Source organism: Paenibacillus sp. FSL K6-0108 (assembly GCF_045040695.1).
Taxonomy (GTDB): domain Bacteria; phylum Bacillota; class Bacilli; order Paenibacillales; family Paenibacillaceae; genus Paenibacillus; species Paenibacillus pabuli_B.
The window spans coordinates 671,585-684,519 of sequence record NZ_CP150288.1 but is presented as its reverse complement, the minus strand read 5'-3'; the positions used below and the strand labels follow the sequence as shown (position 1 = coordinate 684,519).

Annotated in this window: 11 protein-coding genes; 5 read left to right on the top strand and 6 right to left on the bottom strand. The window is 48.8% G+C overall.

Annotated elements, in window-relative coordinates:
• Positions 1 to 64 precede the first annotated feature (64 nt).
• Positions 65 to 748, top strand: coding sequence for an NUDIX domain-containing protein (locus MHB49_RS03325; protein ID WP_405155021.1), 684 nt, complete (start codon positions 65 to 67; stop codon positions 746 to 748).
• Positions 749 to 937: 189 nt separating this feature from the next.
• Here the strand turns inward: MHB49_RS03325 and MHB49_RS03320 are convergent, their stop codons facing one another.
• Both MHB49_RS03320 and MHB49_RS03315 read right to left on the bottom strand, forming a co-directional pair.
• The gene (locus MHB49_RS03320; protein ID WP_247900570.1) at positions 938 to 1,735 is read right to left on the bottom strand and encodes a TrmB family transcriptional regulator; all 798 of its coding nucleotides are present in this window, start codon (positions 1,733 to 1,735) and stop codon (positions 938 to 940) included.
• A gap of 68 nt (positions 1,736 to 1,803) precedes the next feature.
• The gene (locus MHB49_RS03315) at positions 1,804 to 2,595 is read right to left on the bottom strand and encodes a zinc ribbon domain-containing protein (protein WP_405155020.1); all 792 of its coding nucleotides are present in this window, start codon (positions 2,593 to 2,595) and stop codon (positions 1,804 to 1,806) included.
• 348 nt (positions 2,596 to 2,943) lie between these two features.
• On the opposite strand from MHB49_RS03315, the gene MHB49_RS03310 reads away from it, so the two are divergent.
• From MHB49_RS03310 to MHB49_RS03300, 3 genes are all read left to right on the top strand, one after another.
• Positions 2,944 to 5,616, top strand: a complete 2,673-nt coding sequence (locus MHB49_RS03310; protein ID WP_405157028.1) for a UvrD-helicase domain-containing protein — start codon at positions 2,944 to 2,946, stop codon at positions 5,614 to 5,616.
• An 817-nt stretch (positions 5,617 to 6,433) separates the two neighbouring features.
• The gene (locus MHB49_RS03305; RefSeq protein ID WP_405155019.1) at positions 6,434 to 6,802 is read left to right on the top strand and encodes a hypothetical protein; all 369 of its coding nucleotides are present in this window, start codon (positions 6,434 to 6,436) and stop codon (positions 6,800 to 6,802) included.
• 207 nt (positions 6,803 to 7,009) lie between these two features.
• The gene (locus tag MHB49_RS03300) at positions 7,010 to 8,050 is read left to right on the top strand and encodes a zinc-binding alcohol dehydrogenase family protein (protein ID WP_405155018.1); all 1,041 of its coding nucleotides are present in this window, start codon (positions 7,010 to 7,012) and stop codon (positions 8,048 to 8,050) included.
• 114 nt (positions 8,051 to 8,164) lie between these two features.
• Here the strand turns inward: MHB49_RS03300 and MHB49_RS03295 are convergent, their stop codons facing one another.
• Both MHB49_RS03295 and MHB49_RS03290 read right to left on the bottom strand, forming a co-directional pair.
• The gene (locus tag MHB49_RS03295) at positions 8,165 to 9,235 is read right to left on the bottom strand and encodes a Gfo/Idh/MocA family protein (RefSeq protein ID WP_405155017.1); all 1,071 of its coding nucleotides are present in this window, start codon (positions 9,233 to 9,235) and stop codon (positions 8,165 to 8,167) included.
• A gap of 38 nt (positions 9,236 to 9,273) precedes the next feature.
• Positions 9,274 to 9,750: a GNAT family N-acetyltransferase gene (locus MHB49_RS03290; protein ID WP_405155016.1), complete on the bottom strand. Its 477-nt coding sequence runs from the start codon at positions 9,748 to 9,750 to the stop codon at positions 9,274 to 9,276.
• Between the two features lie 305 nt (positions 9,751 to 10,055).
• Here MHB49_RS03290 and MHB49_RS03285 point away from each other — a divergent pair, with 305 nt between their 5' ends.
• Complete coding sequence (locus MHB49_RS03285; protein ID WP_405155015.1) at positions 10,056 to 11,117, top strand: copper amine oxidase N-terminal domain-containing protein; 1,062 nt, start codon at positions 10,056 to 10,058, stop codon at positions 11,115 to 11,117.
• A 162-nt stretch (positions 11,118 to 11,279) separates the two neighbouring features.
• On the opposite strand, the gene MHB49_RS03280 is transcribed toward MHB49_RS03285, so the two are convergent.
• Both MHB49_RS03280 and MHB49_RS03275 read right to left on the bottom strand, forming a co-directional pair.
• On the bottom strand, positions 11,280 to 11,696 hold the full coding sequence (locus MHB49_RS03280; protein WP_405155014.1) for a RidA family protein: 417 nt from the start codon (positions 11,694 to 11,696) through the stop codon (positions 11,280 to 11,282).
• A 219-nt stretch (positions 11,697 to 11,915) separates the two neighbouring features.
• On the bottom strand, positions 11,916 to 12,890 hold the full coding sequence (locus tag MHB49_RS03275; protein WP_405155013.1) for a D-alanyl-D-alanine carboxypeptidase family protein: 975 nt from the start codon (positions 12,888 to 12,890) through the stop codon (positions 11,916 to 11,918).
• Between the last annotated feature and the right edge of the window lie 45 nt (positions 12,891 to 12,935).

Here is a 12,935-nt window from a genome sequence, read left to right as displayed (position 1 = left end):
TCGTTTAAAACATACTTTGTGAAATTTTGAACTTTAAAAATTGCTATATAAGGAGATACGTATCATGACCCCAGAACGTTTCGACATTTACGACGATCAGCAACATTGGATAGGTACGGAGCTGCGCAGCGTGGTCCATGCCAAGGGATTCTGGCACCGTTCATTCCACTGCTGGATCGTGCGGGACGAAGGTTCACAGCGGTTGGTTCTATTTCAGCGAAGACGGGATATCAAGGATACCTTCCCCGGATGTTACGACATTACAGCAGCAGGGCATCTCACTGCCGGCGAACAGCTGCATGAAGCCAGTCGTGAGCTTGAGGAAGAATTGGGTGTGCAAGTGCCCTTTGAAACGCTGACCTACCTGTTGACGGCAAGACAGCAACTTGAAGGACAGGTTCGCGGTGTACCTTTTATCGATCGGGAATTCAGCTCCGTCTTTGGGCTGTGCTTGAACCAGCCTCTTGAAGCCTATACCTTACAGGCAAGCGAAGTCGATAGCCTATACGAAGTGCCTTTGGATGACCTGATTGCCTTGTTCCGTGGTGAAACCCATGTGATTCAAGCCGCAGGAGTGCAGGCCGTACAATCAGTGTCCGACCAGATGGTTCAGGCCAATAGTAACCCTGTTCCTCTTCACGTTCAAACACGTCACATGCGCGAAATTAGAGCAGCCGAGTTCGTGCCACACGGTACGGAATATTATATCGATGTACTTGAAGCGTTAGTTCACGTGCCAAAAAATTAGCCAATTTTGCCTATGATGAAGTTACGTTCATAGCTTCATTTTCTCAAAAATAGCATGACTTCATACCCTATTACATTAGCTCAACAGGGAACATTTGCTGTGATGAACATCACTGCTTCTGTTAACTAGCATGAAGAGGCGTCTGCCTCATGGCAACGCCTGCTTCCTTTAAGCGATGTATTTTGGAGTTCATACTTCCTCTGAAGCGACTGTCCAATAACGTGCTGAGAGGTTTTGGTATCGATATCCGTAACGGGACTCCAGTTCTTCCCCCATGTCCTGCTCCAACTCATACAACACTAATTCCTGAGCAAAATGATTCAGCAGCAATCCGGTCATCACCGGATGTTCTGTCACCATCGCCTGAGTGGCACAAGATTCTCCGCGCATCCCTATCATGCACCAACGACGATCCACCACTAAAGAGAACTTTCGGCCATTACCTGTTCCGATAGAAGGCAGACCAGGCCAAGGAGCAGGCTGCTCTATTATGCCTTCTCCACCATCACATGACCATAACAGGCGCACGCCGCGGTCCTCGGCACGCTGCAAGTCAGCACGCAGCAACTCCGCTTCCTCACGCCACACGTCCACCACAATTTCATGTTTGGCCTCAGCCAGTTCGCGGCTCAGATTTTCCAAAACATTTTTGTCGCCTTCAATGTTGTAAAAGACCGGCTTCTCCGGCTCATGCTGTGGCATACTGCTCTGCACATATTCAAGGGATGCACGCATCTGACTGGAGATCATGCTTGTCATCTCCTCAGGCTTCAAGACACTGTATTTCGCAGGCTCTCCTGCGCTGCAGAGCAGGAATCCACGCTGTTCCAGCCTTTGCAGGGTAGCATACACATTGGAACGGGACACACCCAGCCTTTTCGCAACCTCATATCCCGAGGCTGAGCCTTGACGAGCAAGTTCCACCATAATTCTAGATTCCATCTCGGTAAACCCCAGATGACGCAAATGATGCAGCAGTTGGTCCATATTCCCGTCCCCCCATGCTGTAAGCAACCAGCGCTATCTCACAATAATTCGACAGCGCTTCTACTGCATCAGATCTGCTCTGCTCCGCAGCGTGGGCACCACTTCGAGCCTTTGGGCAGCTCCGCTGCACAAATCTGACAATTCACCATTTCACGTGGCACTTCGGTCTGTACGTCCACCGTGTTTACGACCGGATTGTTTTCTTTCCAGTACCGAATGCGCTCATCCAGCTCCTGCTGGCGTTCACGCTCCCGCTGCATTTCTTCATCCCGGCGGCGTTCCCACTCGGCATCGAAAGCTTCCTTTTCCTCTTGGGTAAACTCCGAACTATTATACTCAGATTCGGTCTCCAGGTCCGCAATGGACGGAATTACTGTGTGATACGGCTCCACTTCCTCCAGTTCCTCTTCAACTGGCGCATCATAGATCGGTTGCTCCGGGCTGTGGGCCACAGCCGCTTCCTGTCTCGCCGGGTTTGTCGTCCCCACAGACGCTGCCGCGGCTTTGAATTCACCCAACTTGCGTCCGCATTTCGGACAGAAGTTGGCATCCAGTGAAGCGACGTGCCCACACTCGCATAAACGCTCATTTTTGAGTAGTGCAATCTTGTTGCGCAGACCATCGATCTCATCCTGCAATTCATCGCAAAGCCCCGATAGATCCACCATCTCTTTTTCGGCACGCGTCATGTCCTGTGCGCGATAACCTTCATAGAAGATACGACCCATATCTGTAAAATGGACTTCCTGTTCCTGTTGCAAGCCCACAATCTGATTATTTATTTTTCCGATTTCAACGGCGTGCTGGGCACGTTCTGTTGCCTTGTTTGCTCCGTTCTTAATTCGTTGAAGCAGTTTCATGACTTCTCCTCCTCTGTCCCGTCAGAAGTTGAACCTTTTGATTCAACACCTATTTGTTCCACAATCCATTTTCATTTGATTTTTTTATAGTATATAACTTATACGATATCATGCCAAAAAGTTGCGAAATCTCGCGTGGATGCCCGTTTTCTGCCGATGCTGGATGAATTCGGGGGCTTTCGTCAGGACCATACGTTCGGGTATAATGAAGCTTTGGCCCTGTTAATCCGCCTAATTGGGCGGTTATCCCTATCATACCAATTTACAATGCGATTGTGAAAAGGGCAAATGAATTACTTTTAAGCCGGGATAGTCCTATCCCTGAATGCATATAGAGGTGGATTAATGATGTTAAGTCCGAACTCAACGTTTTACCCCCGTCCGCTCGGGGTTACCCCGGCGGCATCCTTGCCCCAATCCCCTTCAGCGCCACTGGAGACCAGCAGGCAGCTCGTTGCCAGTGATGAACGGGATGCACCCTATTTCCGTTCTCTGGAAGAGGTAGGCATCCGCCTGAATGGACCTCAGATCTCAGCGGTTCGCCACGGCAAAGGACCCCTGCTGACTCTCGCAGGAGCTGGCTGCGGCAAAACAACCGTACTGGCTGCACGAGCCGGCTACCTGATGGAGGTTCGTGGCGCTCACGCAGGAAGCATCCTGCTGGTGACGTTCACGAACAAAGCTGCCACGGAGATGAAAGAACGCATCGCATCGCTTCCTGGCATTCGGCCCGCATCCGCAAGAGCAGTGCAGGCCCGTACATTCCACTCGTTCGCGCTGACGCTGCTGCGTCATTACGGCGTGCAGGAGGAGATCTTTGGTGAGTCACGCGCGCAGCATACCGTGCTTAAGATGCTTCTGCGCCAGAATGGTATGAGTGAGGCGTTTCAGCCTGAGAGTCTGCTGGCTATGCTGTCCGCCTGGAAGATGCAAGGCTCAGAGACGAGTGATCTTCCCGAAAAATCACAGGAGGAACGAGATGCCAAACGTGTTCTCCTTGGTTATGAAACCTGGAAGCGGGACCGCAATAAAATGGATTTTGATGATATTTTGCTGCGAGCTGCCGCATTGTTACGTGATCCTGCTGTACTGGGGCCGCTTCAACAGCGTTTTCAGTATATTATGGTTGACGAGTTCCAGGATACCAACAGTCTCCAATATGAAATTGTACAAAAGTTGGCTGCCGCCCATCGCAATCTGATGGTAGTGGGAGACGATGACCAGACGATCTATACGTTTAACGGGGCACGTCAGGAATCCATTCTGGAATTCGATAAAGTTTACCCCGGTGCACGCATCGTGACGCTGGATATCAACTACCGCAGCGATGCGCGTATTCTGGGACTGGGCAGTGAATTGGTCGCCCGGAACAAACGAAGACGTGACAAGCGACTGCGCGCAGCTGGTCATCGCGGAGAAGCACCGCGCTTCGCAACTCCCTCCAATGCCGAGGAAGAAGCCGCCTGGGTTGTTAACCAGTTGTGTCAGCAAGTTGAGGAAGGTCTTCATACGTATCGAGATATCGCGATCCTGCATCGGACAGCCAGCAGCAGTCGAGCTATATTTGAGCAGCTTGTGTTGAAAGATGTGCCGTTTGTACAACATGGTGCTTCCCCGGTCTTCTATGATCAGTCCCTGATCAGACCTTTAATGGATCACATGCGCTTGTCGCTGAACCCACGGGCTATGGACGCATTGCCAAGTGCGCTAGGGCCTCTCTATGTGTCCCGAGATGCCGGACTGGAATGGATTCAACGCAGTGAAGAGCAGCAGGCGAAAAAATATCCGCTCATCCATCTGGCCAAATGGGACAAGTTGAAGCCCTTCCAACAAGAACAGGTCAAGGAACGCATCAAGCTGATCAAATCGCTGACGAAGCTGAAACCGGTAATTGCGATCCAGGAGATGCGCCGCCAGTTTTACGACAAGTATATGGAAAGCGGTGATCCAAGCATCATTACCCATTATAAGGAAACGATGCTGGAGACACTGGATGAGTTCGAAGCGGCCGCCAAAAAATTCGAAACCGTAGAAGAGTTCATTCAATTCGCCGATGAACTCTCCCGCAGACACCGCGAGATGGAATCGCTGCGCCGTGCACAGGACAGCGATGCAGTCCAGCTGATGACGATTCACCGGGCCAAGGGGCTTGAATTCCCATGTGTGTACTGGATCGGAGCCAGCGAAGGAATCGTGCCTCACAGCACGGCATTGCGGCAGGATATCCCCGAAGACCAGAAGGCTGCTCTTACGGTGCAGCAGACTGATGCCGAACTGGACATGGCGCTCGAAGAAGAGCGACGGCTTGCCTATGTCGCCATTACACGGGCCAAACAGCACTTGTACGTCACTTCTCCCGCCAGTCATCACGGAAAACCGGCGGACGTTTCCCGCTTTCTGCTGGAAGCCTTCGGCATGGAGGTTCCGGACAAACGCAAAAACCGCGAGGATGGCCCAACTGGCAATCACGCGTCATATGGCAGTGGTAGCAGCAACTGGAGGGGAAACGGGAACACGAATGGTAAAGCTAACGGCAGTGAGAATAGAAATGGAAATGCAGCATACGCCCGTTCAGGTTCACGGTCTCAGGGACGGGATGCAGTGAGTCCAGTCCAGCGTGGTTCAGATCTACGAAGTGCAGATCAGCGCAGCGCAATCCGTCAAAGTGATCGGCGTGATTTTGAAGTACTCGATGAACGTGACGAGGATCGTCTCAGTGAACGACGCGGGAGCGGTGTAATTGGCAACCACAAGGCGTTCAGCACAACAGGTGTAAGTCAGACAGCTTCGTCCTCCAACAGTTCGGAGTCGCATTCTTCAGGTGCAGAACACACGGAGACCGTAGCGATCTGGAAGTGCAGTTCTTCCACTTGTAAAGCCTGGCTGCGCCAGAAGCCGGATGGTCCTTCCGCCAAGGCATCCAAAAAGGCGGCGTCTGGTCCTCCGGCTTGTCCGTTATGTTCAGGCACAATGGAAGCCAGTACTCGTAAGGTGCCCGTGACGGGGCGGTTCGGAAGGTAAACATATGTTAGGACCGATATACATCATAGCGAACTTATATTATATGAAGATCGTAGGAAGGCCGTAGGAGATTTTAGGAAGATTTCAGGAAGATTTTAGGAGGATCTTGGGGAAATCTTAGACAGGACTTGGGTAGGTCATGGGTAGGACTGTCCTGTTAGTCATGCATAAGTACCTGAGATCGACCAACCTTTGTTAATTTTTGGGGATCTAAAGAACCTAACGCACGCTATTTGCTCCGTTATGTTCAGAGCTGAGGTGTAATGAATCACAGAGACCTTATATCTTCGATTTTGGCTGATTTCGAGCTTTTAATGCATTTTATACCGAAATAAGGTCATTGAAGTTCGTTAAAACTTGCAACCTTTGAGAATCGGCCTTTTAGGGTGCAGTAGGTTCGTTAGCGCTCAAAAAGTGAGAGGAAAATTTCTTTACCGATAGCCTTTCTTCTGTTGTAAGATCGATTGCCCTCTCCTCTTTTGCGATAGTTCCTGAATTAGTCCCTTTGCCATTAGAAGAGGTGAAATATGGAATTAGAAGCCGTAATTAAAGCGCGAATACAAGAAAGATTCGACATATTAGAAGAACTGTTCCCGTAGAAAACGAACCGGAAATGGTTGGAGTTCGTATCACAGTTGATGGAATTGATTTTTTTGAACAAGGCCGCTTGGATGGCAAAGGCAATGGATGGTCGGTTGTTACCGAGCACCTTGATGGGTAAGACGGAGACAAACGATAGCCATTCGTTTCAGGACGCTTCCTGCTGTTTATTAACAGAAGAAGCGTCTTTTTTCCATTTTAGAGTGGAGGTTGGATTATGCAGGACGTCAAAAAGCATTACTATGTGTCGGTAACCCATAATCTCATTGAACAGACCAAGAACGAATCAACACCGTTTGAAGTCATGGTGGACGATGAACAGTTAAATCGGCTGAAAGACCTGATGAAAGTGCTGGAGGATGAAGATGCCTATACACTGCAGCGAGCTCCAGTACCTTACAAATCGGCGGATCATGACGAAGCGACGGAACAATTCTCGGACGGCATAACGTTGCTGTATGCCTTTTTGTACGATCATGGCACTATGGATACCCGCCAGTCGATTGAAAGCATGAATGTACTTCCACGGCTGCAAGATACGGATTATGATAATCCGGGCTATGAGAATTCACCGCTGAATAAATGAACCCTTCCCTCAAAGACTTCCTCTCCAATGGACTCAGACCGATTGGTCTGCTTCAGGAGTGATTGAAGTCTTTATTTTTTTGCAAATCCAGCTCAATAGTATCATAATTGATACTATAATCCAAAAATGATACTACTATTAATTTTAGATATTATAATATATATTTACACATATGACCTATTTCTACGAGGAGGATAACTTATAGCGATGGAAAATCCAATCATGATGAAAGCGTTCGGATATTACGAGCCTGGATTAGAGAACGATATACCGCCATTTCAGGAGGTAAAAGTGGAGAAGCCACAACCTACAGGACAGGATGTACTCGTTGAGGTGAAGGCGGTGTCTGTCAATCCGACGGATTGGAGATCACATATTTCCAAAGATCCGGACGATTTATCCCTGACCATAGCTGGTCGTGATGTAGCGGGCGTGGTCGTGGACATCGGCTCCGATTGCAGTTTGTTTAACATTGGTGACGAAGTGTATTATGCGGGGAGCAATACGCGTCCTGGCGGACACAGTGAGTTTCATTTAGTGGATGAACGCATTGTCGGCAGAAAGCCGAAAAATCTGGATTTCGCCCAGGCAGCAGCTTTACCCCTGACAAGCCTTACCGCAGGCGAAGCTTTTTTTGAACGCTTGGGCATTTCCAGGAATGCATCGGATAACGAAGGCAGCAGTATGCTTATTATCGGGGCAGCGGGAGGCGTCGGATCGATCGCTACTCAATTAGCCAAGCTGGCTGGCCTTAAAGTCATAGCAACTGCCTCTCGTCCCGAATCGGTCTCTTGGGCAATATCAAATGGAGCAGACCATGTGATCAACCATCATCAACCATTTGGACCACAACTTAAAGATCTCGGACTCGCCGGTGTACAATATATTTTCGTGCTAAATCATATAGATGAGCATATGGAACAGATGGCAGACGTTATTTTGCCGCAGGGGAAAATTTGCTCCATTCTGCCCTTCGAAAAACCAGCCGAACTTCAAAAGTTATTCTCAAAAAGCGTAACGCTCGTCTGGGAAATGATGTTCACCCGTCCAATGTTCCAGACTGATGATATGATCGAACAGCATCTTCTGCTTAATGAAATCGCAGATCTGGTGGAGGCTGGCAAGATTCATACAACGATGGCAGAGCGGATTGAACCGATTAATGCGGCTAACCTGCTGGAAGCCTATCGAAAGAGCAAATCGGGCACTGCAATTGGCAAAATCGTATTGGAAGGGTTTGAAAAGTAAACATACGTCCGTCTTGTCTCATTACGACCAATAAATAACTTAAGGGTGTTGTCTCTCCAATGGTAAGATGGAGAAACAACACCCTTTGACACTACGTTAAACTCAACCTCTATATCAGTCCAGACGAATCTCCTGACCTTTTTCGGCCGACTCGTAGATGCCACACAGTATTCTTGTCGAAATCACACCATCCGCAATCGGACTGATTGGTTCTCTCCCATTCAGACAACAATCCACAAAGTGATCAATCTGATTCTGGAAGGCACCGTGAATATTGAGACCTCTATAGTCTGTCTGAGGTTCAATGTTCAGGATCGTATTGTTTTTCTCGGTGACAATTAGCGTCTCCGGCTCCAGTTCAAACCCACCACGCTCGCCGTACAATCGGACGGAAGACTCTTCCCCACGTGCATGCAGGGTAAAGCTCACATCTACCGCCAAAGAAGCCCCGTTCTCGAAGCGAATCAGCGCATTTGCCATATCCTCCACATTGTTGACAGAGGAACTGTAATCTGCGGCTTTGTAAAAAGAAAGATGCTCGATATGGGCACGATTGCCCAGTTTTCGATACGTATTGCCACTCACCGAAACAGGTTTCGGTTTGCCCATCAGGTACCAGCATTGATCGATAATATGTACGCCAAGATCAATGAGCGGGCCACCGCCGGAACGGTTTTTGTCTGCAAACCAGCCTCCGGGATTACCCAAGCGACGCAGGATAGATGCTTTGGCATAATACAACTCACCAAACTCGCCAGCATCAATGAAACTGCGCATCATCTGCATATTGTTGTCATAACGACGCACAAATCCCACGATAAAGGTACATCCGCTTTTCTTCACAGCCTCTTCAATCCGCAGCGCATCCTCCACATTGGTGGCTACCGGTTTTTCCAGCAGCACATGTTTGCCTGCCTCCAGAGCAGCGATGGCAAATTCGGCATGCGTATTATTCCACGTACAGATACTAACGGCATCCACATGCGGGTCCTTCAGCATCTCGCGATAATCGGTGTACACGGATTGTGCATCATACTTCTCCGCAGCCGCAGCTGCACGCTGTTCGTTCAGGTCACAGATGGCGTAAATGACGGCATGCTCGTTCTTGGCATAACACCTCATATGAAGATCCGAGATGGAGCCTGTACCGATCATGCCGATATGCAGCATTTTGCTCGTGGTCATCTTCTTCCTCCCTTCCTTTTCCAGAACATGAATATCGTCTAGTCTGCCCGGAGCATGCCTTTGTAAATCCCTGGTGTTGAATTTTCGATCTTAACAGCCCCCAGGGTCTGAGCATAGAAATCTACGGGTCCCGCCGATCCAATAATCGCGTAAGCGTAACCATCTGCCTTCATGGCATGCATACAGGCCAACAGCAGCGCTGTACCGACACCTTTGCCCCGTGCCTCCTGACTAACGCCTGTTGGACCAAAGAAATTACGACATGTTGCTTCATAACAAGCGAAACCGATCATTTTCCCATGCTCGATTGCAATATAACAGGAGACCGGTTGACGCGCAAAGGCTACATCACATTCATCCACCCACGGTTGACTAAAATGGGATTTCACCCAATCCAGCACAAGCTGCTTCTCCGGTGCGATGGCTCTTCGGATGACTATAGAGGACTCCTCCAGCTTCTTCAGTCCACTCTCTTGCTCTGGCAAATGGTAAAGCGCAACCAACATATCACTCATATGAACGTCCCCCTCGTATTAAATGGTACCAACCACATCAGAATTCATTGCAATATCAAGACGATTCAGAACTTGAATCACAAGTTATAACACTCACTTGAAACTTAACCCTAACTTGATGCCGATAACCTGAAAATATGGACGATATTGTAATTTAAAACGAACATACTGCCTCCATAACCTGCATCTTAAGTGCAACACTTGATCAAGTTGTCCCGTCTATAAGAATGAAGCGCGGCCTTAATTAGGAGTTTACCGCGATGTAACCAAGATGAGAAGGGATGAAATCAACGATGAACAACAACATGAAAAAAGTTAGCGCCCTAATGGTCCTGTCCTTGGCCCTGAGCGGGGGAGCTGCATACGCAGCAAACCTGGACAGCATTCAACCCGTCAATTCAACTTCCGTATCTGCCGATAGCAAAGGAACTGAAGCGGTAAAAGTATCTGTGAACGGTGCACCGATGACTGACGGTTATTGGAACAAGGATGGTCAAGAACCCATGATCGCGCTGCGTGATCTCACAGAAGCACTTGGCATTGAACTGAAATGGAACAAGGAAAACAAATCTGCTGAGCTGACCAAAGGCACGCTTTGGACAATCGTCACCACAGGCAAAGACCAGTATTCAGTTAATAAAATGCTGCTTAAGCTGGGAACAGCACCTGAAATCACAAATGGCACACTGTATGTACCCGCTTCTTTTGCAGATCAAGTACTGCACGCACAAGTGAATACAACAGATAACCAAGTAACCATCTCCAGTGAAGAGGAAGTGAAAACCGTTACTGAGCGTGGGGTCATTACGGGAATTAACAGCGAAGGCAAATATCAATCCATCCATATTGGTGGTGCAGGCACAGATGGTATCGTCCTTAATGTCGGTGAGGATACCACTTTCCAATCGGCGGATGGCAAGGATATCAAGCTTACCGATCTGACCATTGGCATGAACGTGGAAGCTGAGCATTCAGTGATTGCAACCTTTAGTTTACCGCCGCAAACACCTACTTACAAAGTCACTGTACTGGACAAAGCTGCTTCGGAATCCGAAGCACAACCAAAAGATGTTCTGGGTACAGCAGGCACGATTGAAAATGTAAAAACAACAGAAAATAACGGTACTCAGATCGAGATCTCCGGCTCCCGTCTGACAGAGACAGCTCCTGACCATGTTATTCTTAACATTAGCAAGGATACACAACTGGTGAATCATCAAGGAGAAACGATCAAACCAGAAGAACTGACCAAAGGGACCAAAGTGATCGGCTTCTACAGCCCGGTGCTGACTCGCAGCCTTCCTCCAATTGGAACAGCTTGGAAAGTGGTCATCGAAACGCCAGCGGAACAGCCTGAGGCGAAATAAGCTGCCAGAAAAGAAGGCTAGCCTGATTATGCGTAGAGCACAGTAGAGCTAGATCACACTATATCAATGCAGAAATAACCTTATCCCACGCTTCCTCCTTCATGGAGGTTGGGGTAAGGTTATTTCTCTATACTACATTTTGTGTATATGTATGTAATAGTTCTATTTCGTTATACGGGCATTAACTTCAGCTTCTGCCTCAACAATCGCTTCTGCCTCAATCTCCACCATCAGCAATGGATCAATCAGTGCACTAACCTCCACCATCGTGGCGACAGGCTGGATCTGACCAAAAAATTCACCATGAGCCTTGCCCACTTCTTCCCAACGGGAAATGTCGGTTACAAACATGCGGGTTCTGACGACATGGGACATGTCTGCTCCCAGTTCTTTCAGTGCATTTTCAATCGTCTGCAAAACAAATCTCGTCTGTGCATACGGATCGCCTGCTCCAACCACAACACCGTCCTGCATGGCGGTAGTACCCGCAACCTCAATCCGGTTGCCAACACGGATGGCACGGCAATACCCCACAAGCGGCTCCCATGGAGAACCGGTAAACACCTGCTGTCTGCTCATTCTGCTTTCCCTCGCTTCATTGTCATTTACTTGATTAATCTCTAAAGTATATCAGTCCATCGTTCTTCCCGGCAAACCAATCCAGTTTCATTACAGTTTGTTCTATGCATATCAAAAAGCCCTTGCTGACCACCAACTGCCCTCGGCAAATGGCGGTCTTACAAGGACCACGGAATAACAGCATTGGTGATATTTAAACACGAGACAAGCAGACTGTGTTTACAGCTTAATATTAGCCTCGTCAAAGTATTCTTCGAGTGTCAATCCGCTTTTTACAACATCAGGAGCCAGATCCGTGCCGACATAGCGAATATGCCACGGCTCGTACACATATCCGGTTATCCCTTCCTCACCTTTCGGATAACGGATGATGAACCCATATTCTGCTGCATGCTCAGCCAACCACTGGCCTTCTTTCGATGTGCCAAACACCTCTTCAATGGCATTACCTACACTTGGACTGGAAACATCAATGGCTAGTCCAGTCTGATGTTCGCTGTGGCCTGGCACAGAGCTTACACGATCCGTGTATTCTTTACCTTTGGTTTTGACATTGTTGTTATAGATTGAAACCTGACGCTCATACGAACGATATCCAGATACCGCACGAAGTTCAATGTCGTCTGCTTTGGCACCTGCAAACAGCTTCTCCAACGCCTCGGCAGCTTCCTTACGCATATGACGCTTTTCATGCGGTCCGTCGAAGGAGAACGGTACGTTAGGCTCCACCAGATCATCTGGCTCGTACCCTTCAGGCAAGCTGCGCTGTTTGTTAACGATAACGGTCATTGCCTCTGCATTGGTCACTACGGATTGTGCATCAATCGTCGTTTGCAGCGCGCTAATGCTGCGTTTCTCCATCATCGGATCCTCTGCTGTGGCCCCATTGCCTGCGTCAGAAGAACCTTGATCTTCTCCAGCTGAAGCATTGCCGGAACCACTATCGGCAGCTTCACTGCTATTGTCCGAAGATGAACTGCCTTCTCCGCCTGTATTGCTGCCATCATTGCCAGTATCCTCGGTAAAATGCACTGTGGTACCGTCCGACTCTTGCTGCGCGTTTCCTGCTGCGTTCAGATTCTGGTTCTCCTCTGATCCTGAACCGTCCTGGCAAGCAGACAGCAAGGCTCCGCATATCATAAGTGAGGACAGCATAACCGCAATATGGCGCTGTCGTCCTGTACGTGATTTCATGTAAAAACTCCTATCGCATAATGTATTAATGATTGCTGCAATCGT

What these genes read in the sequence shown, in the direction of transcription:
- MHB49_RS03325 (WP_405155021.1), top strand. Translation starts at nt 65, where the DNA reads ATGACCCCAGAACGTTTCGACATTTACGACGATCAGCAACATTGGATA.
- MHB49_RS03320 (WP_247900570.1), bottom strand. Translation starts at nt 1,735, where the DNA reads ATGGACCAACTGCTGCATCATTTGCGTCATCTGGGGTTTACCGAGATG.
- MHB49_RS03315 (WP_405155020.1), bottom strand. Translation starts at nt 2,595, where the DNA reads ATGAAACTGCTTCAACGAATTAAGAACGGAGCAAACAAGGCAACAGAA.
- MHB49_RS03310 (WP_405157028.1), top strand. Translation starts at nt 2,944, where the DNA reads ATGTTAAGTCCGAACTCAACGTTTTACCCCCGTCCGCTCGGGGTTACC.
- MHB49_RS03305 (WP_405155019.1), top strand. Translation starts at nt 6,434, where the DNA reads ATGCAGGACGTCAAAAAGCATTACTATGTGTCGGTAACCCATAATCTC.
- MHB49_RS03300 (WP_405155018.1), top strand. Translation starts at nt 7,010, where the DNA reads ATGGAAAATCCAATCATGATGAAAGCGTTCGGATATTACGAGCCTGGA.
- MHB49_RS03295 (WP_405155017.1), bottom strand. Translation starts at nt 9,235, where the DNA reads ATGACCACGAGCAAAATGCTGCATATCGGCATGATCGGTACAGGCTCC.
- MHB49_RS03290 (WP_405155016.1), bottom strand. Translation starts at nt 9,750, where the DNA reads ATGAGTGATATGTTGGTTGCGCTTTACCATTTGCCAGAGCAAGAGAGT.
- MHB49_RS03285 (WP_405155015.1), top strand. Translation starts at nt 10,056, where the DNA reads ATGAAAAAAGTTAGCGCCCTAATGGTCCTGTCCTTGGCCCTGAGCGGG.
- MHB49_RS03280 (WP_405155014.1), bottom strand. Translation starts at nt 11,696, where the DNA reads ATGAGCAGACAGCAGGTGTTTACCGGTTCTCCATGGGAGCCGCTTGTG.
- MHB49_RS03275 (WP_405155013.1), bottom strand. Translation starts at nt 12,890, where the DNA reads ATGAAATCACGTACAGGACGACAGCGCCATATTGCGGTTATGCTGTCC.